General features: G+C 38.4%; 15 protein-coding genes, 1 tRNA gene and 1 pseudogene. 9 read left to right on the top strand and 8 right to left on the bottom strand.

Annotated features, from left to right (window positions below; translation table 11 throughout):
- Positions 1-233: pseudogene (locus ACJAT0_RS07780) on the top strand (adenylate cyclase); the annotation flags it as partial.
- Positions 234-654: 421 nt separating this feature from the next.
- On the opposite strand, the gene pbpC reads toward ACJAT0_RS07780, so the two are convergent.
- The 3 genes from pbpC to ACJAT0_RS07795 all read right to left on the bottom strand — a co-directional run bounded on the left by pbpC (position 655) and on the right by ACJAT0_RS07795 (position 6,586).
- On the bottom strand, positions 655-3,042 hold the full coding sequence (gene pbpC, locus ACJAT0_RS07785; protein ID WP_415181212.1) for a penicillin-binding protein 1C: 2,388 nt from the start codon (positions 3,040-3,042) through the stop codon (positions 655-657).
- 360 nt (positions 3,043-3,402) lie between these two features.
- Entirely contained in the window at positions 3,403-4,173 is a 771-nt protein-coding gene (locus ACJAT0_RS07790; RefSeq protein WP_415181213.1) for an NAD(P)H-binding protein, read from the bottom strand.
- Entirely contained in the window at positions 4,166-6,586 is a 2,421-nt protein-coding gene (locus ACJAT0_RS07795) for a M28 family peptidase (protein ID WP_415181214.1), read from the bottom strand. Before ACJAT0_RS07795 ends, ACJAT0_RS07790 begins: the two co-directional genes overlap by 8 nt.
- A 658-nt stretch (positions 6,587-7,244) precedes the next feature.
- Between ACJAT0_RS07795 and ACJAT0_RS07800 the strand changes: the two genes are divergently transcribed.
- The 3 genes from ACJAT0_RS07800 (at position 7,245) to aat (ending at position 9,897) form a co-directional block, all read left to right on the top strand.
- Positions 7,245-8,048, top strand: coding sequence for a flavin reductase family protein (locus tag ACJAT0_RS07800; RefSeq protein WP_374002192.1), 804 nt, complete (start codon positions 7,245-7,247; stop codon positions 8,046-8,048).
- 3 nt (positions 8,049-8,051) lie between these two features.
- A complete protein-coding gene (locus ACJAT0_RS07805) occupies positions 8,052-8,426 on the top strand; it encodes a DUF3127 domain-containing protein (RefSeq protein WP_374002181.1) in 375 nt (124 codons plus the stop codon).
- A gap of 823 nt (positions 8,427-9,249) precedes the next feature.
- On the top strand, positions 9,250-9,897 hold the full coding sequence (gene aat, locus ACJAT0_RS07810; protein ID WP_374002182.1) for a leucyl/phenylalanyl-tRNA--protein transferase: 648 nt from the start codon (positions 9,250-9,252) through the stop codon (positions 9,895-9,897).
- Positions 9,898-10,485: 588 nt separating this feature from the next.
- Here aat and ACJAT0_RS07815 read toward each other — a convergent pair.
- From ACJAT0_RS07815 to ACJAT0_RS07825, 3 genes are all read right to left on the bottom strand, one after another.
- Entirely contained in the window at positions 10,486-10,722 is a 237-nt protein-coding gene (locus ACJAT0_RS07815) for a hypothetical protein (RefSeq protein WP_415181215.1), read from the bottom strand.
- Positions 10,703-10,936, bottom strand: a complete 234-nt coding sequence (locus ACJAT0_RS07820) for a hypothetical protein (protein ID WP_415181216.1) — start codon at positions 10,934-10,936, stop codon at positions 10,703-10,705. The genes ACJAT0_RS07815 and ACJAT0_RS07820 overlap by 20 nt, the downstream gene beginning before the upstream one ends.
- Positions 10,937-11,276: 340 nt before the next feature.
- Positions 11,277-11,840 carry a DNA-3-methyladenine glycosylase I gene (locus ACJAT0_RS07825; RefSeq protein ID WP_415181217.1) on the bottom strand — a complete coding sequence of 188 codons (564 nt, stop codon included), beginning with the start codon at positions 11,838-11,840 and terminating at the stop codon, positions 11,277-11,279.
- Positions 11,841-12,035: 195 nt separating this feature from the next.
- Between ACJAT0_RS07825 and ACJAT0_RS07830 the strand changes: the two genes are divergently transcribed.
- The 4 genes from ACJAT0_RS07830 to ACJAT0_RS07845 all read left to right on the top strand — a co-directional run bounded on the left by ACJAT0_RS07830 (position 12,036) and on the right by ACJAT0_RS07845 (position 21,148).
- Positions 12,036-12,527 carry a nuclear transport factor 2 family protein gene (locus ACJAT0_RS07830; RefSeq protein WP_415181218.1) on the top strand — a complete coding sequence of 164 codons (492 nt, stop codon included), beginning with the start codon at positions 12,036-12,038 and terminating at the stop codon, positions 12,525-12,527.
- A 31-nt stretch (positions 12,528-12,558) separates the two neighbouring features.
- On the top strand, positions 12,559-15,465 hold the full coding sequence (locus tag ACJAT0_RS07835) for an alpha/beta hydrolase family protein (RefSeq protein WP_415181219.1): 2,907 nt from the start codon (positions 12,559-12,561) through the stop codon (positions 15,463-15,465).
- A gap of 327 nt (positions 15,466-15,792) precedes the next feature.
- Positions 15,793-19,140, top strand: coding sequence for a T9SS type A sorting domain-containing protein (locus tag ACJAT0_RS07840; RefSeq protein ID WP_415181220.1), 3,348 nt, complete (start codon positions 15,793-15,795; stop codon positions 19,138-19,140).
- Between the two features lie 100 nt (positions 19,141-19,240).
- The gene (locus tag ACJAT0_RS07845; protein WP_374002188.1) at positions 19,241-21,148 is read left to right on the top strand and encodes a CocE/NonD family hydrolase; all 1,908 of its coding nucleotides are present in this window, start codon (positions 19,241-19,243) and stop codon (positions 21,146-21,148) included.
- Between the two features lie 406 nt (positions 21,149-21,554).
- Here the strand turns inward: ACJAT0_RS07845 and ACJAT0_RS07850 are convergent, their stop codons facing one another.
- Positions 21,555-22,004 carry a 6-pyruvoyl trahydropterin synthase family protein gene (locus ACJAT0_RS07850; RefSeq protein ID WP_374002189.1) on the bottom strand — a complete coding sequence of 150 codons (450 nt, stop codon included), beginning with the start codon at positions 22,002-22,004 and terminating at the stop codon, positions 21,555-21,557.
- 216 nt (positions 22,005-22,220) lie between these two features.
- Entirely contained in the window at positions 22,221-23,552 is a 1,332-nt protein-coding gene (locus tag ACJAT0_RS07855) for an MATE family efflux transporter (RefSeq protein ID WP_415181221.1), read from the bottom strand.
- A 259-nt stretch (positions 23,553-23,811) separates the two neighbouring features.
- Between ACJAT0_RS07855 and ACJAT0_RS07860 the strand changes: the two genes are divergently transcribed.
- Positions 23,812-23,888 (top strand) — tRNA-Ala (locus tag ACJAT0_RS07860).
- Positions 23,889-23,925: the final 37 nt, after the last annotated feature.

Genomic DNA, 23,925 nt, shown 5'->3' on the forward strand with positions numbered 1-23,925 from the left:
AACTATGTTTGCCTGGCGTTATTGATAAAACCAGATACGAAATCATCATAGAAAACCACATTTGGGAAATAGACATTTTCCACGGAGAAAACAACGGACTCCTCCTTGCTGAAATTGAACTGCAATCGGAAACAGAACAATTCTCAAAACCAGAATGGCTGGACAAAGAAGTGACTGGCGACGTAAGGTATTACAATTCTTATATTAGTGAAAATCCTTTTTGTAGTTGGTAACAGCCCTTTAATTTGTTCCAAGCTCTTCGTATTGTACCAAATGGATTTCCAAATGATTGATTATAAATTTGAAATACATCTTCTTTAGATGCTATAGAAAATAGAGATATAGCCTGAATTATGGTTCTATTTTATAGGGAAGTATAAAGGAAATAGAAACGAATTTAATCCGCCATTTTGATGTTTAAGTGTTTTTCCTCTTGTGAAAAACATATTGAAAATAATAATAAATAAGGCAGTGATGAGTAGTGAATAGTTCTTTTTCATTTGACAATAAGTTATGTAGCAAGTCAAACATAATTCATGGAACTACACAAATAATAATTTAGAAGCGAACATCAACAGTGTTTAATAGTTGATAACTAAGTGTTAACGCAATTAGTTGGAGTACTGTTCCCTCTGCTTTTTTTTTAAAATACCATCATTCAAAAACCACATAAATCCTAACATCATTACCTTCTTCATCTACTGCGGTAATAAGGTGTTTTCCTTTTTTCCCTTCTATAGCGAGCTCATGAAAATTCTTTGTTGCGCCTATAAACGCATCGTCCATATACCAAAATACCTGAGCGTCACTTTTCTTATGAGCAATCTCAAAAATGGCAGTATTTTGCACCCCTTCTACATTTTTAGTCAGCGTGATCGTGGTGTTGTGTTTTGGTTGTATAAATCGCATCAGATCTTCTGTGGATGGAGAGCAGTCTTCTCGGTATTCTGGCAAGGCTTTATAAGCAGGATTTGATCTTGTATAGTAATAAGACATCACTGGCGGCAGCGTGAACCAAGATTGAGTCACTATTTGTGATGCCGGCTCACAGTCGGCATTTACCTGGTAGGTTTTTGTAGGGTCTAAGTGAATGGACTTATGGAAAGGACATGAAGCAAACTTCTCTCCTACTGTTGGAATGTACTGGCTTATAGACGTACACAATGGCGTAGCGAGATAGCCTGATTGTGTACAGGTTTGTACCTGAATGAGGTCATCATAAGGCGGCGCAAACCAGTTGTATGTAGGTAATCGATTGAACAGATCAAAAAGTACGGGTGCGGCGCTGTCTATTCCTGTCATATCGGCACGTCCTTCACCGTCGGCATTTCCTGTCCAGACGCCTATGATGTATTTAGACGTCACACCTATCGCCCATGCATCACGGTTTCCAAAACTTGTTCCCGTTTTCCAGGCGATCTCTCGGTCCGGGTTAAAAAAGTGCCAGATCTCTTCTCCTTCTGGTCGGTTGACTTTTTTCATGGCTTCAAAAGTGTGGTAAATGCTTCCTGCTCCATAAATGGATGGTTCCAGAGACCAATTTATTTCTCTATTGCTTGATTTTTGTTCCGCTTTCGCGAAAGCGGAAACTTGATAATTCTCATTGCTCCAACTACTATCGAGATAACTCAAATGATTCATCACCTCCGGATCGTACTGACTGCTATTTTCTGTATAAAGCTCCAGTGTTTTGGCCATTCCTAGATAGGCACGACTCATGTCCCAAAGGCTGCTTTCTCCACCACCTATGATTAGACTAAGCCCGTAAGTAGCCGCACCACGATTGATATGAGTGAGTTTTAAATCCTGCAACTTGCTGTAAAATCTAGGAACGGTATGCTCGCGCAACATGCGCACAGCAGGCACATTGAGCGATCGCGATAAAGCCTGGGAAGCAGGAATAGCGCCGGCATACCTTTTATCGTAATTCTCTGTAGAAAAACCGTCTATTACAGTAGGCGTATCCTTTACAAGACTGTGGGGCAGCAACTCTCCATCATCTAGCATTGCTGCATATAAGAAAGGTTTTAAGACACTACCAGTAGACCGTGGAGCCAGGATAATATCTACGTCTTTACTGTGCTCTTTAGTGGTAGGCGCATTACCTACATAAGCAGCAACAGATTGGGTTTCTACATCTAGAACTAGCATGGCAAGGTTATTCACGCCATTTTGTTTTAAAATATGATGATGATTTTTTACAATGCGGCTCACCGTTTCCTGCATCTCATAATCAATACTGGTACGTAGTTTTTGAGTACCGTATTCTTTATGGGCTCTTTGTAATAAATGCGGTGCCAGTTGTGGTACTCTAAAATCTTGAGTCGGCACATTTTCTAAAATAGCGAGTTCATAATCCATCGCTGTAATGATGTTTCCTTCTTTCAGCTTGAGCAACACTTGATCTCGTTTTTCTTGGAGCAGGCTTTCCCTTTTTCCCGGATAAACCAGTCCTGGAGCATTAGGTAACACAGCCAGTGTAGCACTTTCGGCCCAGCTGAGTTCGATGGGTTTTCTTCCATAATAACGCCAAGCTGCCATATCCAGACCGACCACATTACCACCATAAGGTGCATGAGAAACATACAATTCAAGAATCTCTTCTTTAGAAAGGCGAAACTCTAGTCTTGTGGCCCAAATCAACTCGATAAATTTCTCGTAATATTTACGGTCTTTTTTACGGGACATCCTAATGACTTGCTGAGTGATCGTACTTCCTCCACGTACTACTTTCCCTGCCGAAATATTATCAGCCAATGCCTTTCCTATAGCCACTGGATTGAATCCTGGGTGGTTATAAAAATAAGCATCTTCATATTGCAACACACATTGTTTGTAGCGGTAAGGCACGCTATCCACAGCAGGAAATCGCCATTGCCCATCTTTGGCAATATGGGCGTCGAGCAACCTGCCGTCCTTACTTTCTATAACCGTAGAATAAGGAACTTCAAATAAAACATCTGGTAAACACAGCACATACCAAACGAGCAATACCGTCAGTATGCTGAGTTTTATTTTGTGTTTGTAGAGGTTTTTTTTCAATCTAATTTTGACAATTCTTAGTGTTTAAAGAACGTGAAAATCGATGGATATTTTATCATATGAGTCGTAATTAATTATGCGCTCTATGATAGTTAGCCAGAGAATTAGGATATCGATTATTTGCCTGTACCGAGAATCCTCCTATTAAATTTGCTTGCGAATTAAGTTTTTCAACTGCTCTTAGAAACCTACATGCCCATTATTTGTCTTGGCCTATTTTGTTGCTGTCGATACGATCAAATACTATTCTCCAAATGACCATCGAAAATAGCGGTATACCCCGCCAACCATCAGACGCAAACACCCATTGTCCTTACTTCGAATCCTCAGCGCAAGTCGGACATTTCTCTTTAGGGAAAGCTACAAAACACTTGAGATGATCCTCTTTCCTAAATTCTTCTCATTCTCCTCAAAAACTGGACTTTCTAATCCAAACTCTATCGCCGCTTTTTGATAATAGTCCTGACGACTTTTATGAGGTTCACTTACCGCATGAACTACTGGTACATCAAGTTTGCCTGCGATCAGTTTTAAAATCAAGGAATTCACATGATCTCGTGTTACCAAATTTACTGGAGCTTCTGGATTTTTAACACCACTTCTACTGGCGAGCATTTTTATAGGATGGCGATCACCACCTATTAAGCCGCAGGGCCTGATGATGTTGGATTGACTTGACATCTCTTGAATGACTAGCTCTGCAGCGATGATTTTCTTGCCGTTGTCACTTGTCGCATTTGGAATAGAATTCTCGTCATACGAAGGAATATCTTCTAGATCTTCAAAAACAGAAGTAGAAGAAATAAACAGCACTTTATTCACTTGATAAGCTTGAACAAATCTCATAAAAAGTTGGATCCTAGAGGCAAAGTCACTTTTTGGATTTTTGCGTAATCCTGGCGGTATGTCAATAACTAAAACGTCTAATCCTTCCAGAAAGCCTTGAACATCTCCATAGATTTTATCTTCTTGAAGATCTATTTCAAAGCCTTGAATTCCATTTGCTGATAGTTGAAGTAACTTTTCAGCATTCCTGGAAGTTCCTCTTACTTCACCACCTTGTTTTTTTAATTTTAAAGCAAGATCATATCCCAACCAGCCGCATCCTAAGATTCCTATATGTTTATTCATAACTAGTATCAGGTAAGGACTCCACTCCTGTTTCTTTTCTTTCAATAAGTAACCTTTTTGATAGTACCACCGTTCTTTTTCTAAGTACCGCATCATTTAATACAAACGGCATGGACATTTGATCCAGCGGTCGCTTGCTGACCTGCATTTCTTTTTGATCTAATAAATCAAAAGATGCCGCATAAATAATCAGTTCTGGTTCTACACCAGCGTCAAAAGTCATTTCCATTTCCAAAGCTTGGTTATCACTCACATAATAACTAAACATGCGATTTCCCCATCTCCTGCCGAATGGTTTTTTAGTCGTACCTGTAGCCTCTATTTCAAGGGCGTTTACCTCGGCTTTTTCAAATATGTATTTTGAATTTGCAAAGACTTCATACCGGTGCACCACACTTTCACTAGTTACTCTAAATCTAACTGTCCGCAACTCATTTGTAGCGGTGTCGGTTAAGACCTCAACTTTAATTTCAGCCAATTCTTTATAGTCAGTTTTTGTCGCATAGGAGAATCCTGTACCGTATTTAGAATCGATCGAGTTTTCGTTTAATTTGTTTGCCTGTTCTGGCTCATCGCCCAATTTGTCCTTGGTCCAGTCCGATAATGCTTTGTCATAAGTTGCCCATTGTGCTGTTTTTGTATCTTGATTTTGCACATAAATCAAGCTGGTAGGTTTGGGTTGGTTGGGTGAGAATTCCGCTTTCGCGAAAGCGAAACACAAACAAATAACAGTAACCATCAACGAGCCATATGCCAGCACTCCTTTCTTGCGATAATGTCCCAAAATAGGAATCAGCAAACCAAATAAAAGTGTGCTCAATACTGCTGCTACAAATAAGATACTCATCCCTAATGCTACTGGAAATGCTTTTATAAAAGGAGCAAAAATAAATATAGCAGGAACAGCGAGTAGTAATAATGGAATATAACTAGGTCGTTTTTGATACACATTGAGCCATAACATGATCAAACCAGCTAATACTGGTACCACAAAGAACCCTGCGCCGCCTAGGTAAATATCTGGGATCAAACCTCCTGTCCCTACTGGAAAAGCAATCGCTAAAGAAATAATCCACAATAAAAATAAAGGCGCCACACTCCAACTAGCAATGCGGTCTTTGTGATAAAATTTATGATACAAGAAAAAGCAAATAGTTACAGCAGCAAATGCCGAAGCGGCAATCAACCAATACCCATTATATGGAAATACAGGATTTATATCCAGATAAAATTCATTGGATTTTATAGCGTCCCAACCGTATTTACTCAACAAATAACCGATTGCTAAACTTCCTAAAAACGGCACAAAACCGCCTAACATATGTTTTAAAATAATGCGTCTTTTATGGATCCCATACATGACGATAAATAAGAGTAATAAACCACTTATAATAATAATAGCCGCTAACCAGCTGAATGGAAAACTAAGCATTTTCACCAAAGGCATCGGAAAATATACGAGGTCATCTCCTGGATCTACCATCACGCGATCTGTCATGTCTAAATCGCTAAAATGAGATAACAAGGGCATCAAATAAGAGCCTTGATGCGCTAGCGTATTGCGATCCAACCGTTCATACGTATCCATCTCTGTATGGTAATCAAAATGATCTCCTATAAAAGCAAAATTAAGTCCGTTGATATTCCCGTCTTCTTTAAAAACAGTAAGATCTGTAGTATTAGGAATCATTTGATAAATGCTATAAGCCAGAGAGTTTGCAACAGGATATTCCGTTCCCGCAGCCATAAACTCTTGGATAATCTTGCGATTACCGCCATTAGTTTCTACCAACACGTAACTAGGACCACCGCTACCACGAGCTTCAAAATTGAGTACAAAACCTATATTCTTTGCCCAAGGATGATTTTTTACAAAAAGACGGGCTCCATTGAGTCCTAATTCCTCACCATCAGTAATACAAATAATAATATCATTTTTAGGCTGTTCGTTTTGGGCGAGAAATGCTCGTACTCCTTCCAGAATAGTCGCCACGCCACTAGCTGCATCACTAGCTCCTTTACTAGAATGTGGATCGCTATCATAATGACTCAATAATACCAAGGCCTTGTTATCTGGCTGCGACCCTTTTATACGGGCAAGAATATTTTCTGGCTGAGACAGATTTCCATTGCGGCTGATGTCGTAGCCTTTTTGAACAGCAACGTTCAACCCCATTTTTTTTAGCTCTTCACTTATATAACCTCTAACTTCGTTATGCGCTTTACTGCCTACATAATGAGGTTTTAACGACACCGCCTTGACATGTTGTAATGCTCTAGCAGTAGACCATTCTGTAGCTGTTAAATTTTCTTTTACATCAGAAGATGGGGTCTGACTGTGAAAAGCATACCAGATCATTAAAATAATGACGAGAAATGATGCAGCAGATGTGATGTGAGATTTAGGCCTCATGATGGTGGCTTTTTTGGGAATGGAAAGTTAAACAAAATGAATTTGAAATTAAACTCGGCGGTAGGTTTACTAGACAATAAACAACCGAATCAAAATAGAACCTTCAAGAATCGCAAAGTGATCCACTTTAAGCGATGTTCCAACATCATAAAATATATACAAAGTTGGATCTAATAAGTCAAATCTATGGTTCATTTAAGAAAGGAGCTTCTAGAATAGCATAGAATTTATTCAAAAAGCCAGAGCATTTCCGTTTTTTTAAAGATGCCGTGCTGACTGAAGTAGAAAAGAATTTAAACACCATCTTAACTAAGCTAAAACAGCAACCAATGGATTTTTAAACTTTGAGTCAGCGATTTCTTTGACACTAGTCATTTCTAAAATACCTTCCTAAATTCCCAACAGATCTTTACAATATGTATTGTCTATTGGACAAGATCTAAGGCCGTGTTTTTTTTTTGGGAAATCACTAAAAACTAAATTAAAAATATCGACTTAGCGGTTGTTTCCGTTTCGTTTAAGTGGGGTAACGGAAACTAATATTTTCCCGCTGCTCCATTCTCAAATTCTCAATTAAAATCTTACCTTTGAAGCTTATCAAAAAGACAACTTGAGATTCAATCCAAAAGACATAGAAACGGCTCAACTTCATGGCATTATGCTAGGAGCTGTGCAACCTAGACCTATCGCTTTTGCCAGCACTATTGATGCAAATGGCAAGGTAAACCTATCACCCTACTCGTTTTTTAATGTCTTTAGTGCAAATCCGCCAGTGATGATATTTTCTCCTGCACGCCGTGTCCGCAATAATACGGTAAAGCATACCTTATTGAATGCACAAGCTACTGGAGAAGTGGTGATCAACATTGTAAATTATGACATTGTTCAACAAATGTCATTATCCAGCACGGAATATGCTGAAGGTGTAAATGAATTTGAAAAAGCGGGTCTTACAGAGGTGAAAAGTGATATCGTGGCGCCACCTCGTGTCGCCGAAAGTCCGGTGCAGTTTGAGTGTATCGTAAAAGAAATCATAGAGCTGGGTCAAGAAGGTGGCGCTGGTAACCTCATCATTTGTGAAGTGGTTATGGTGCATGTGAATGACAATGTGCTAGACGAGCACAATAAGATCGATCCTTTTAAGATCGATACCGTTGCCAGAATGGGCGGCGACTGGTACTGCCGTTCTAAAGATGCTATGTTTGAGGTGGCAAAACCTTTATCAAAACTGGGCGTAGGCGTGGATGCGCTTCCAGAACATGCCAGAAATAGCGATATTCTGACAGGAAATGACCTTGGTAAACTAGGGAATGTAGAACGAGTACCGGAGCAGGAAGAAGTGGTAGCTTTTGCAAAAGCAGAACACCTATTCAACCTCTCCACAACAGATAAACACAACAGAGCCAAAGAGCTCATCGCAAAAGGGGAAACCCTAAGGGCGTGGAACTATTTATTATTATAAGCTATGGAAATACTAGGAAAAATCAAACTAATAGGAGAAACCAAAACATTCGGTGCAAATGGTTTCCAGAAACGTGAAATGGTAGTTACTACCGAAGAGCAATATCCACAACACATCATGATAGAATTTGTGCAGGATAAAGCAGGTTTACTGGATGCATTTGCAGTAGGCGAGCCTGTAAAAATCGGAATCAATATTAGAGGTCGTGAATGGCAATCGCCACAAGGAGAGACAAAATACTTCAACTCTATCGCAGGATGGAGAATTGAAAAAGCAGGCGCAGCAGCACCGGCTGGAACTCCAGAAGTGCCGCCCTTTGACGAATATGAACCTGTATCCAACACAAAAAGCGAAGATCACGACGATCTCCCTTTTTAAAAAAAATCTTTTGTAAAGCGATGGTCTAAAAGTCTTTATGGCGCAGGGCTAATATGGATCTGTAAAAGCTCTTGACACTTAGTTAGAGAAATAAATCCAATACTGGATAAACTCAGAGCGACAAAATATTTTAACCAAGCAGCAGAATAATTTCTTGCTGCTTTTTTTTGTTTTGATCTTGAGATTAATGGATTCTGAAAAGGCTTATTAGTTGCTGAATAAACTACAATAGCAGTTCTCTTTTTATTCTAATTTTCTAGCAACCCATTTTTCAGCAGCAAAAAGTATTCAAACGCTAAGTTGATTAGTATTGTCATCACAAAATATTTGGTGACAGAGGGCTAGAAAAATTGAAGAGAAAGATGCCTCTAAATTTGTCTGGAATCCAAGATGGACTAGATGTCTAAACATGCCGATACTACTAATGGACGCTCTGCAAACTTGCAACAGCTGTTTTGGTTCCAATCTAAAGTACCCGTTGCCGTTTTCCAGCAGGACCAGCCCATGAATAGGCTGTGTATCTATTTGTTTTGTTTCGCATAAAACTTGACTCTCCTATGTTTTGCTATATAAATAAAGTAGAGGCCTACTTTATAAGGGATCCGTTGGTAGATTCTTATAGAGTTTTGAAATAAACATAAGGTTTCAAAATATCAGAAACATAAAAAATCCCGACTTTCTCAAGATCAGGATTTTCATTTTTAATTGGTTGACCTTCAAACAAACTCAAAAAAAAAGCAATGATGAAAATAAATTTAAATCTGAAGACCATTCAAATATTGTTAATTTTGAGGGCTTTTCCTAACTTAATTCACTTTTTCTATTGTATTTATTAGATAAATCTTTAATTTTTCCTGATCCGAGTACGGCTCCAAATCATGGCCTTGCTGCTATAGGCGGTGATTTGAGCTTAGAACGATTGCTTCTTGCTTATAATTCTGGCTTCTTCCCTTGGTACAATGATGGGGAACCTATTTGCTGGTGGAGTCCAGATCCTCGAATGGTTTTTGATCTTACCGCTGCAAATCCCATGCGTATTACAAAATCCATGCGCCAAAGCAAACGCAATCGTGGTTATGAAATACGAGAAAACACTTGTTTCAAGGAGGTAATGCAGCACTGTGGTAAAGTAAAACGCAATGATCAAGATGGCACCTGGATCAATGAAGAAATGCTGGAGGCATATGCACGACTCCATGAATCTGGTTATGCAAAAAGTATTGAAGTCTTTAAAGACAATGAACTTGTAGGTGGCTTATACGGTATAGATTTAAAAGACAAAGGGGTTTTTTGCGGTGAAAGTATGTTCTCACTGGCTACAGATGCGAGTAAAATCGCTTTTATGTATCTGACAGAAAAGCTACAAGGTCTCAATTACCAACTTATAGACGCTCAAGTTTATAATGATCATTTAGATAGGTTAGGCGCCGTGGAGATAGAACGAAAAGTATTTTTGAGTTATTTAGATTAGAGATAAGTATCAGGCTTTATTGACATGAACAAAACGTGCCACGATACATAATTTGCGTATTGGCTTATAAAAAATCTTCTATAACAAGCTATTGAGAGTTGATAATACCCAAGAAGATGATAAATGCTACTGCCATTTAAGAGTATGTAAGTTCCTTTAAAGATCAAAGAGAATAATAAACTCCAAAATTCAAAAATAACAAGCGCTCTGTGCCAGCTATAAAATTCTCAAATCTGTATTGTATAACCAAGTGTAATCGCAATTTGCTATGAAACTTTCTTCTTATTTCTAAAGAGAGTCATTGGTCATAATCAGGACTCCTAACAGACTCAGCAATGAAGATTGTTTCTAGACTGGCAATGAGGTAAAATTCTGATGCATCTGTTGCAAATCCGTTTAAGGGCAGAGAACTGGAGAATAGATAACGCCATCTGTGCGTGGTGCGTTCACCTCTACATCGCTAGTCCCGTCTTACGCGATGCGCAATTTTTAAAGCATTGTATTTTCTAGTGTATACCTATTGCTCTGCAAGCCGCACTTCTTCAAGTTTGGAATCATCAAACAATTCTCTGTACATAACTCCTACTCCTATTTGAGAATAGAACCCCATTTCATGACTAGCAAATTGGGCTGCCTGAATATGCAATGCTTTAAAAGAATCTCCGTGTTGCTGCGCTGCTCTATAACGCTGTTAAAAGTCCATCGGCTGCCAGTGTCCCAAGAACCATTTAAGGCAGGTTGCACGAGCACATCATCTACATTTTGAGAAAATGCAAAACCAGGTACCGGCAGTAACAAAACAATTCTAGAACAATAAGAAGTCATATTCCAGTCTTTTTACGTCGCGTTGACTTATAAATGATCCGTTCTTATCAAAAAGATATTCTTTACTGTAAATTTTATACTTGTCTTTAAAAGCGACGATTACCTCAAAATTATCAAAGTCTTTGTGGGCTATTTTTTCTTTTATTTGTGTCGCAATTTGATCTCCAGCTACGTACTGTTCTTGCACTTTCTCTATGCGGTACTTTCGTACCACAGTATCCAGTGTTTTATTTATTTTACTCCGAGCTTTTTTAGATATTTTTATTTTACGAGAATCTATTTCTACATCTTCTAAGACTCCCTTTAAATCAAATACTATACTGTATTTGCGGTCTTGGTACTTCCGTTTTGCCTCGCAGCTTATTTTATCGCCATCCGTTTCCCTATAATAAATTACTTTTTTACGAGCATACCCAATTTCGTTTACTGTTTCGGCTACATTTTTCGGAAAAAGAGCTGCTGCTATTTTCTCTTCTTGTTCTAATTTTTGCTCGGACTGTGCTTTTGTAAATTCCGCTTTTGCGAAAGCGATAACGCAACAAATCTATACTGATTTATACTTCATCATATCTAAAACAATTTACTTCGTGGTCGTTTATCATACCGGTTGCCTGCATAAAGGCATATACCGTCGTTGGGCCTACAAATTTAAACCCTCGTTTCTTAAGATCCTTAGAAATCTGTTCTGATAATTCTGTGTTTACAGGGGATTCTCTATAATTTACAACTCGGTTTTTAATAGGTTTTCCATCTACATAACCCCATATAAACTCAGAAAAGCTACCGTGCTCTTTTTGGATTTCTAAAAACAACTGTGCATTTGTAACGATGGATTTTACTTTTAATTTATGGCGTATAATTCCTTTATTCTGTAGTAATTCTTCTTGTTTGTCGGGATGATATCCAGCAATTTTATGGATGTCAAATTGATCCAGCGCGTCAAAATAATTTTGCCTCTTACGCAGAATAGTAATCCAGCTCAATCCTGCTTGCATGGTTTCTAGAATCAAAAATTCAAATAGCGTCTGATCATCATAAACTGGTTTCCCCCATTCTTGATCGTGATACGATTCATAAAGATCATCCCCCAGACACCAACCACATTTATTTATTTTCATGACTTAAAATTACTGCTCTTTATCTATATTCTGTGATGTAGCATCCACTTTTTCTGTTGGCTACAAATCATTCTTTAAAATTTATATGTCCGCTCTGAATCGCCCCTTAATAGTCCTGTGCAATTCAAAAGGTCTTTGTTTAAGTTAAAAAGCTCTAAATTTAGCTGGAACATAAAAAATTGAAACAAATTCATTATGAAATACTTCTTATTCATCCTTTTGGTTGTTGTATTCTACAGTTGCGCCACTAAAAAAACAGTTAACATTCCAGATGTAGAACAATCTATTGATGCCTGGCATCTAGCAGCTGCGCAGGCCAACTTTGAGAATTATTTTGATCTTATGACAGACGAGGGTATTTTTATAGGTACCGATGCGACCGAAAACTGGAAGCTTGCTGAATTCAAAGCTTTTTCAAAACCTTATTTTGACACCGGTAAAGCTTGGTCTTTTACCTCGCTAGAACGCCATGTGTATGCACAGAATGAAATTGTTTATTTTGACGAATTACTAGATACTCAAATGGGAATATGTCGCGGCAGTGGCGTTATGAAAATGCAAAATGGAACGTGGAAAATAGCACATTATGTACTTTCTATAGCGGTGCCTAATGATAACGTGACCTCACTTACCCAAATGAAAAAAGAATGGGATCAAAACTACATGAAGGAATTACGAGCTCAATAAAACGTTACTCCCCACCACTTATTTTATTATTATGAAAAACCTACTCACCTTACTAATTTTTTCCTTTTGCGTCTCGAGCTTCGCACAGAAAAAAGTCCTCACTCACGCCGACTATGATTTATGGAAACGTACCGCTACCAAACCTGAAATTTCCCCTAGTGGTCATCTCGTTGCCGTCAGTGTAGTTACTTCAACCGAAGCTGGAGACGGTTATCTAGAAATTTACAACATAGCAAATGATACCAAACATACTTTTTTCAATGGAGTGAATCCGCAAATAAGTGCCGATGAAGACTACATCTATTTTCTTCAAAAGCCTCCATATGAAAAGCTCAGAAAAGAAAAAAAGGATGAAGTAGCTAAGGAAAAACAATCCAAAGATACTTTTATGGTGTATGAGGTTGCCTCTGGAACTATAATAGATTCTATTCAAAGAGTAAAAAAATATACCTCAAGCGATAAGCGCAATGAGTTTTTAATTGTAGAAAAATACAAAGACCTCAAGCCTGAAAATAAAAACGACTCCACAACGGTAAAAGAGACCTCTTTAAAAGAAATTAAAAAAGATAAGAAACGTCGTTTAAAAAAGGAGAGCAAAGAGCGAGAAAAAAAAGCTAAAGAAAGCAAAGAACCAGCAGATAAAAGAAATAAAATTGATTATACCAAAGAAGATTACTTAATCGTATATCAACCTGTTTCTAGAACAAGAGATCGCATTGACAGTTTTAAAGATTACGAAATGCCTAGAGAAGGAACTGGCTTTATCTATTCTCGTAAGCAAGGAAAAAAGAAAAAAGATCAGGGTGTTTATTACTACGATTCTAGCACAAGAACTTCAAAAACTTTATTAGAGAATGCCTGGCGTTATAAAGATCTTTCTATAGATAAGTATGGAAAGCAACTGGCTTATAAAGTAGCGATGGACAGTGCCCAAATAGATTCTCTCAAATTTGAATTGTATTATCAAAAAGATCTGAATTCCTTCACAAGACAATTGGGTTATGGAGAAAGCAACATCAAAGACGGCTGGAAATTAACAGAAAAAAGAAAGGCTGCCTTTTCAGAAAACGGAAAACGCTTGTTATTCTACATACAGCCTAAAATGGAATACACCATGGACACGACTTTAATGGAAGATGAGATTGCTCAAGTAGATGTATGGAATTACAAAGACCGCATGACACAACCAGAACAAAAAACGCGTATGTCAAGTCTCGAGCGCCAGTCAGCTACTGTCATTTGGGATACAGAGAAAGGAACAGCAAAGTTTCTCAACGATTATGATGTGCAAGACACAGAATGGGATGATGATAGTGAAGGAAATTATATTATTTACACCAACAATGATAAATATGATATCTCTAGATCATGGGAATATCCGTGGAGAGCTGATTATCTAGTAGAGAACCTTACCACACGAAGTACGAAATTCATTATCAATAACTCTGGAAGTTCGCCTATCAGAAACCCTAAAAACACACACGCTGTCTACTTCAATTATGACACCCAAGATTGGCACATGATGAATCTAGAAACCCAAATAGGTAAAAACCTGACTAAGTTTCTACAGGTGAGTTTTGCAGACGAAGATGATGATCATCCTGCGCTAGCAGACGATCACGGTTTTGGAGGTTTTGATAAAGACGGCTTCGCACTTGTGTTTGATAAGTACGATGTTTGGAAACTAGATGTTACTGGTGTTTTAGAACCAAAAAACATCACAAAAACAGGTCGCCAAAATAAAATTACTTATCGCACAGAAAATTTAGAGAAAGAAAACAGTGATCTAGTTACATATTTTGATGGTAAATTATTGCTTTCTGCCTTTGATCATGGCACAAAAGCAAACTCGTTAATGATGTTAGGCACGAATGGTATCGAACCTTTATATGAGGTGACAGATCGCAATATTTCCGCTTTCGCAAAAGCAGAAAAAACAGATGCTTTATTGATTATTTCTGAAAATTTTAAAGATTATCCAGACGTAGAATACCTCACCCCAACGTTTAAAAAGCCACTGACAGATATGAATCCGCAGGAGAAGGATTTTAAATGGGGAACCGTAGAGTTGTTTCAATGGAATGCCTATGATGGAGTTCCACTGGAAGGGTTGATTTACAAACCAGAAGATTTTGATCCCCAGAAAAAATATCCCATGATTGTTTATTTCTATGAAAAATACGCTGACAGATTACACAGTTACAGAGCGCCATTACCTAGCGCAAGTACGGTAAACTTTACTTATCTAACGAGTAATGATTATGTGGTTTTTGTGCCAGACATTGTTTATAAAGACGGCCATCCTGGACAGAGTGCTTACAACTGCATTGTTTCAGGGACAGAAGCAGTAGAGAAATTGGGTTATGTAGATTCTAATAAGATGGCTTTACAAGGTCAAAGTTGGGGTGGGTACCAAACGGCTTATCTAGTTACTGTAACTAATAAATATGCTGCTGCTATGGCTGGAGCGCCAGTTTCTAACATGACGAGTGCTTATGGAGGCATACGTTGGGGAAGTGGTTTGAGCAGGGCTTTTCAATATGAGAAAACACAAACTAGAATAGGAAAAAATCTTTGGGATGGACTGGACTTATATATAGAAAACTCTCCTCTATTTCATATTCCAAAAATAGAAACCCCTTTATTAATGATGCATAATGATGAAGATGGGGCCGTGCCTTATTATCAGGGTATTGAAATGTTTATGGGAATGCGCAGGTGGAACAAACCGTCCTGGCTATTGGTTTATAATGAGGAAGCACATAACCTTAGGAAAATGAAAAACAAGCGAGATCTTTCTGTACGAATGATGCAATTCTTTGATCATTATTTGAAGAATGAACCAGCTCCATTATGGATGACGGAAGGTGTATCAAGAGACAAAAAAGGAAAACAAACCGGGTATGAATTCTCGAGGGAGAAAACCGTAAAGAAGTAAGTTGTGCGATTGACAATTTGAATTTACTGGTATAAAGCGTTCTCTTTTCTTAGGTCTCGACAGGGAAATAAAAAGAAGCTATTGTTGTTTAATTCAACACAAATTCAAGGCTCTATTCCTTTTATTTACACATACAGAAGCTTCTAGATTTCATTTCACAGGTATACTTTTCACCCGTATTTCAAATTTATCATCGATTAAAAACAAGTTTTGTTGAACGTAACTGCCTTTATAAGAATCTAAGGCCGCACAAATTATTTTTTTGATGATCTGTTATGAGTTTGTGATAAACGGTCGTTATATTGCTTCTCTTTAATATTTATAACTATGAAAAAGCTTTTAACCTTTTTATTGTTGCTTACTGGCGCTACGTCAATGGCTCAGTTTGGAACAGATGCCCCATGGATGCAAGAATTAATGCTTCGTAAAAATGGTATTCCACTGACTTACGAGGAAATCAAAGCTGCTGGAGATAAGTACTGGGAAGTACATGATAAAGATGCTAGAGGTAGTGGATACAAACCTTTTATGCGATGGGTAGACCGGTCCGAAGCTTATGTAAAGGCAGACGGTACTTTGCAATCTGCTTTAGGTGTTCAAAACGAACTCGACAAAAATCTATTAAAAAATAGTGGCGTAGACAACTCTAATTGGATTCCAGCAGGGCCGTTCACTTACAGACCAACTGGCTCCTGGTCTCCTGGTCAAGGTCGAGTAAATACTTTAGTGGTAGACCCTAATAATTCAAACACCTATTATATGGGCACTCCTAGCGGTGGCGCCTGGAAGTCTACTGATGCAGGTGCCACTTGGAATCCATTAACGGACTTTCTCTCTCAAATAGGAACTAGTGCCATTGCGATAGATCCTAATAATTCTAATATTGTTTATATAGGAACTGGTGACGATGATGCAGGCGATACCGATAGCATTGGGATGCTCAAGTCAACCGATGCCGGAGCAACTTTCAACTCTACCGGTCTATCTTTTACTCGTGGAGGAAACATTAGTGAAATCTATATAGACCCAACTAATAGTAACAATATATTTATTTCATCGAGTAATGGGTTTTACCGTTCTACAAACGCTGGTGCCAGTGTGACCAGAACATTTAATGCCAACGTAAAAGACATTAAAATTAAACCTGGGGATCCTAATACCATATACCTGTCTACAAACTCTAACTTTTATCGGTCCACGAATAAAGGTATTTCATGGACTCCAATCGATTCTGGACTACCTGCCAACCAAGGTAGATCTGTTATAGGAGTTACTCCTGCAAATCCAAATTATGTGTATCTCCTAATTATAGACAGCAATAACGATCTTGTGGGTATCTATCGATCCTCTAACAGCGGAACTTCTTTTACAAAAAGAGATACAGGGACAGATATTTTAGAAAGCACACAAGGCTGGTATGATCTTGCATTAGAAGTTTCTCCCACAAATGCAGAAACCATCTACACAGGATGTCTCAATGTATGGAAGTCTACTTTTGGTGGTGCTTCATTTACAAAAATAAACAGCTGGAGTAATAGCTCACAAGCTTCTTATACTCATGCAGATATTCATCAAATCAGACAGTTTGGAAATGAACTATTTGTACTCTCTGACGGTGGGGTTTACAGAAGCACTAACAACGCAGGAAGCTTTACTGATTTAACTTCAACTGCTCAAATAGGACAGTTTTATAGAATAGCCGTAGGAACACAGTCTAGTACAAACATTGCTGGTGGATTGCAAGATAATGGCGGTTTTTCAAGAAGTGCAGGCTCTTGGAAAAATTATTATGGCGCTGATGGCATGGAAGCTGGAATAGATCCTAATAACCCTGACATTAGATACGGTTTCACGCAACGTGGTGGTGGTCTTTATTTTACCACAAATGGGGGGAATAGTCGCTCTTCTAGCATAAATGGTCCAGAACAAGGAAATTGGATCACTCCCATGAAAACCGATAGTCAAGGAGTTATTTATGCGGGTTATAGCCGCCTATATAAAGTAGGAGGCAGCTCTTTTAATAGTGTCTCTCCAGCATTTACTTCTAATATTGATGTGCTAGAAATAGATCCTAACAATGATGCTATAATTTATGTGGCAGTAAATGGAACTTTGCACAAAAGTTTTGACGCTGGTGTAAGCTTTGCGACTGTTTTTAACTTTCCTGAAAATATCTCCGCCATAGAAATAAATTCAAACGATAGTTCTATAGTATATGCCGCCACAAGATTTTCAAATGGCCGGGTCTATAAAAGTACGAACCAAGGAGCTTCATTTACGGACATAACAAGTAATCTTCCTGGTCTAGGTAAAAACACCTTAGCGCACCAAGGATTAAGTGTAGATGAGCCTTTATTTGTAGGAACTACTGTTGGAATATACCGATATAATGAAAGTTCTGGATTGTGGAATACATTTAGCAACAACTTACCTAATGTAAATATTAGAGACTTAGAGATCAACACAAATGATAACACATTAACTGCTGGAACTTATGGTAGAGGCATATGGCAAACCGCCATTAACCGCGTTGCTCCTAGCACTGATTTAAATTTAGTTGAACTTCAAACTAATGGTGGTGAGATAACTTGTGGCAATAATAGCATCAGCATCCTTGTAGAAAATGCTGGAATGACAACCATTAATACTATTGATCTATACTACAGCATTGATGGAGGAACAAGTGTTTTGCAGCAAAACACTGTCTCCATAGCTCCACAAAGCACTACTAGCATCGATCTCACAGGACTTAATTTAAGCCTAGGAGCCCACACGATCCGAGTTAATATAACCACAGCAAATGATTATTTTGCCGCTAATAATCAAGGTATCATAGAGGTTTTAACAAATTCCTCTGGAGTAGTAAATGATGTACATCAATTTGAAACAAGAGCGTTTCTTGCCTCTAATATAGGCGATGTGAGCTCTGCATGGCAACGAGGTGCGGCAAATGGTGGTGTTTTAGGAAGTGCTACTGTTGGTGCTACAAATGTTTATGCCACCAACCTTTCTGGTGAGTATGGTAACGATTCTACAAGTTATTTGTATTCTGGATGCTACGATTTAACCCAAGCTATAAATCCAGTATTGTCCTTTGATATGGCATTTGATATAGAGAATAATTGGGACTTGCTGTATATGGAATACTCAACTGATGGAGGAAATAACTGGACTATTCTAGGTACGGCATCAGATGCAAACTGGTATAATTCTAACAGACTCCCTACTAATTCAGGCTGTTTTAATTGTGTCGGAGCCCAATGGACGGGTACTGAAACAACTTTAACAAATTACAATCTTTCCTTAAACTCACTTAACAATCCTTCTGAAGTAATTTTTAGATATATTTTAAAAACTGACGGTTCTATAACTGATGAAGGAGCGGTAATTGATAATTTTGTGATTACAGGAACTTTAAGCACTCTGTCAGCACCTTTAGAAGATTCATTCTCTCTCTACCCGAATCCGTCTACAGGCATCTTCAATATTTCATGTAATGCCAGAGAGAAATTTGATTATAATGTATACGATGTGAGTGGTAAAAGAATTGCTGCAAGAAGAAACAATACAGGCTCCCTACATGTGGTAGATTTATCAGGCGTTTCTCAAGGAATGTATTTTATAAACATCTCCACTGCAACAGGATCAGTGACTAAAAAATTAATGGTGAAATAACCGACTACTTATGAACTTTTCCTTGTTTATACTAAGGCTTTCTTAACAGAAAGCCTTTTTTATATCTAACAACTATATTTAGCAACTCTTAATCTGACTTATGAAAAATTACATTCTAGCTTTTATGGCTATTTTTAGTTTCGCTTTCGCGAAAGCGCAATCCACATCCAACTACGTAATAGAAAATTATACCAAGACGGTAGAACAAATCTCCATGCGGGACGGCGTGAAATTATACACGGTGATCTATGCTCCTAAAGACACATCAAAAGAATACCCAATCATGTTGCAACGCACTTGTTATAGCGTACGACCTTATGGAGAAAACGAATATAAAACCTCGCTGGGGCCTAATAAATTCATGATGGAAGACCGCTACATCTTTGTATATCAAGATGTGCGTGGCAGGTGGATGAGTGAAGGCGATTTTGATAACATGCGACCACACATAGCAGGTAATGATGTGAACAATAAAAAAGATATTGACGAGAGCAGCGATACGTATGATACCATAGAATGGCTTACCAAAAATGTCCCTAACAACAATAAAAAAGTAGGTCAGTGGGGAATCTCTTACCCTGGATTTTATACCGCAGCAGCACTTCCCGAAGCACATCCGTCATTAGTAGCTTCTTCACCACAAGCACCTATTGGAGATTTCTTCTTTGACGATTTTCATCATATGGGAGCCACTTTACAGAGTTATTTAATGGCCTATCCAGTTTTTGGACACCAGACAGAGCCTACTACCGAAAGTTGGTACAATGATAAATGGAATAAAATGAGGGCCTCTGGTAATATGAAGGACAGCTATGAATTCTATTTGAACATGGGATCTCTTAAACATATAACAGACAGTATCTATCCAGATAATTTCTTTTGGAAAGATGTCGCAACACACCCTAACTATGATGAATTCTGGCAAAAACGGGCCATTATCAATCATTTAACTGATGTAGATCATGCTGTTATGACCGTAGGTGGCTGGTTTGATGCAGAGGACTTGTATGGTCCTCTGCATATCTATAAAAGCGTAGAGCGCAACAATCCGAATAATAAAAACAACACCTTAGTTATGGGTCCCTGGAGTCACGGAAACTGGGCGAGAGAAAGCGGTAAGCAAATGGTAAATCACATCCATTACGGGGATAGTCTTTCTACTTTTTATCAGAAGAATATAGAGACTCCTTTCTTTGAACACCACTTAAAAGGAAAGAAGAACCCGGAGTTGCCAGAAGCTTACCTGTTTGATACGGGTATAAAAGAATGGAACCAGTTTACACAATGGCCACCTAAAGAAGAAGAAATTACTTTTGGCTTTGGTAAAAATGGTGTGTTGTTGATCAATAAAGTTGGTGATGAGAATGTGAAGCATTCCTACATTAGCGACCCCATGAAGCCCGTCCCTTTTAGAAGTGAAGTAACGCCGGTAACTTTTACCCCTAGAGCTTACATGACAGACGATCAAAGACACGCCTCTAGAAGACCAGATGTACTGACTTTTCAGACCGAGATTCTCGATGACGATATGCGTCTTGCTGGAGAAATTCAAGCCAACCTAGAAGTGATCTTAAAAGACATCACAGATGCCGATTTTATTGTAAAAATAATAGACGTGTATCCGGACGACGAACCAAACGGCGAGCATACCCCTAAAAACATAACACTTGCTGGCTACCAGCAACTGGTAAGAGCAGAAACCTTTAGAGGTAGGTTTAGAAATGACTTTTCTCAACCAGAACCTTTTAAAGAGGGCAAGAAGACTCAAGTAAATTTCCCTTTACAAGATGTATTGCACACCTTTAAAAAAGGACATAGAATCATGATCCAGATTCACAGCACTTGGTTTCCATACATAGATCGCAATCCACAGAAGTATGTGGATAACATCTTTGAAGCCAAAGAAAGTGACTTTACTAAAGGAGAAGTTACTATTCTAGGAAGTAGCCAAGTGAGAGTAGGAGAGAATAACGGTATTGAAATGCAATTACCTAAGATGAAACAGTAGTAATTACTCACATATTCTATAAAAAGCTCCTTGATCTTCTAGATTTATGGAGCTTTTTTTATACTCTACTCTATTAGCTATCGTACGCATTTATTATGCGTTAGATTTTATGAGGCATTTGCAATGCTAACACCTCCAGTGAACATTCATTAAAATATACCTATCTTATGATAAGGTTTGTATTAAGGACGGACAAATAGCTTGTTATTATTTAGAAATGTTCTGATTATGCGCCTTAAAAATGCGCTGCTACAACACACGTTTCAAAAGATGCGCGCGATGAAAAAAATACAATTAATTCTGCTGCTTTATAGTGTATGAGTTGCATGCTCGTTACCAGGAGCCGGCATACATAAAGCACTTATAAAGTAAGGAACTCACAGAGCATTTTTGCCCTAAACAAACCCTACTGATCTGCAGCATGCCATTCGGCATAACTGGTTTCTGTTTCTCGCAATCGCAAACAGTGTAATAAGATATTATCCGGCAAACGTTTCTGAATTTTATCGGCAAAATCGATAATCATCATCTCGCTGGTAGGCTGGTAATCAACAAGAATTACGTCATGACCGCGGTCTGAAAGTTCTTTAGCTAATTCTACGTGAGGAGTATTTTTATTAAAGACAGTCGCGTGATCAAAAGGCTCTACTATTTCCTCTTTGATAATTTTCTTCAAATCGGTAAAATCAATCACCATTCCATGCTTCACATGTCCCACCTCGTCAATAGGGGAACCTATAACCGTCACCGCAAGTTTATAACTATGACCGTGCACGTTGCGGCACTTACCGTCATAGCCGTAAAGTGCATGACCTGTTTCAAATGTAAATTCTTTTGTAATCCGTATTTTGCTCATCCTTTGCGCTTGTATTTATTGTAAACTACTACGATTATGAGTGTTATTCCCAACACTAAAAAGAGTCCTTAACCACTTAGAAACACTCTTGTTTTTAAGTGCCCACCGTCTTATTTAAGTACTGCTTTCGTCTGCTTCTTTTCTATGGTACAAAGATACTATTTAAGAAGAGGTTTGTGATTATTCCTAACATCATCTTTAAAAAAACTAGACATTTTAAGATTCCATTGCGACAAGCTTGCTTTTAAACTTAAGGAACAAAGCAGCAGCTCGACCTATCATCCAAGCAAAGAAGGCACCCCAAACTGCCCGAAGATTCCAATCAAAATAATCCAGCAAAAACAAAACAGGCAAAAACACCAACGCCGTAAGCAACCACAATAAATTGCGTAAATAAGAAGCCTCTCCCCAACCTTTAAAAATACCGTCATAAACAAAAGCCAAGGCATTAACGGGTTGCATAAGCAGGACTATCCAAAACGTATTTGCAATAATTTCTAGCACCTCAGGATCGTCGGTAAACCTTTTTCCTAAAAATGAGTACAGCAACGTGCAAATAAGAGCGAGCACCACCGCCATCACGACTCCATAAAGAGAAGTTTTATGCGCTAGATACCTAAGAGAAGCGGTATCTTTTGAGCCCAATAACTTGCCCCCTATAGCGTTTCCTGCGTTAGCAAAACCATCTACTAGAAACGAAAAGAACAACCAGATATTCATAAGCACTGCATGAGCAGCAGCTTCTGCCACTCCGTAATCATTTGCAAATCGATACGAAAAATAGATCGCTACATTGATAGCTACCGTTCGTAAAAAGAAGTTTGCTGTTAACCCAATGTGCTTTTTTAGCTTTTCATGAGGTTTCCATAAAGTCAACTTCATACTAAAAATAGTATTTATATATAAAAAATAGACGGCAATCAACAGCATGACCAGCTGCGCGACGAGACTTCCATAAGCCGCACCCATAATACCGTAAGCAGGTACCACGCCATCTATCCCATACACCAGAGTTAACGTTAGGACGATGTTAACCACCGCACCCGTAAGACTCGCGATCATCGCCCAAGAAGTATTTTGCAAACCTCTAAAAATACCGAAAATCGAAAACGCACATAAAGTCATCGGGAAACCTATAGCACGAACTTGATAATAATTGGACGCGATGGAAAGCACTTCTCCTTGCGCTTTATATGCTGTAAATATAAAAGTAGCCATAGGTGCTGTGACGAGATAAATAAGAATTCCCAAAATAATGTTTAACCACACCACTTGAGGAATCAACTCCTTTATTCTTTCTAGTTTATTTTCTCCTAAAGTATTAGAAACTATGGAAGAAATAGAGGTTTTAGTCTGTGCCATTGTCCAGATAATCGCACTCAAAAAGGTACCTACTAATCCTATCGCAGCAAGTGCATTAGTGGTGCTTCCTTCCATTTTACCAATAATAGCAAGATCTGTTATGCTGATCAAAGGCTCTGCCACACCGGCTATTATGGCTGGTATGGCGAGTTTAAGGATTTGAGATGTATTGATTTGAACTGCCATAAAGCGCGCAAAGATAATCTCTAAAATATAAGAACGTATACCCTATACAGTCTGAATTTATTGGAAAAGAAAACAAGTGTTCTATTCTTAATACAAAGAAGAAACATAAAAGATGGCGCCTGTGCTGAGCTGAGCTTTCCCCGCTGGGTTTCCCTGTGCTGAGTATTGAAGTATCAAAGTAGAAGGAAAAAAGGATCGTTTTATTTCAGTAAACTCAAATTGTAAATGGTATTACATGTATCTTTGGAATCTGATTTTTGGGGAATTAGCTCATTTGGCTAGAGCGCTACGCTGGCAGTGTAGAGGTAACCGGTTCGATCCCGGTATTCTCCACCAAAGATTATCAAAGTGCTCCAACAAAACAGCCCGCTCA

The sequence above is a fragment of the Nonlabens sp. genome (assembly GCF_047636915.1).
GTDB lineage: Bacteria > Bacteroidota > Bacteroidia > Flavobacteriales > Flavobacteriaceae > Nonlabens.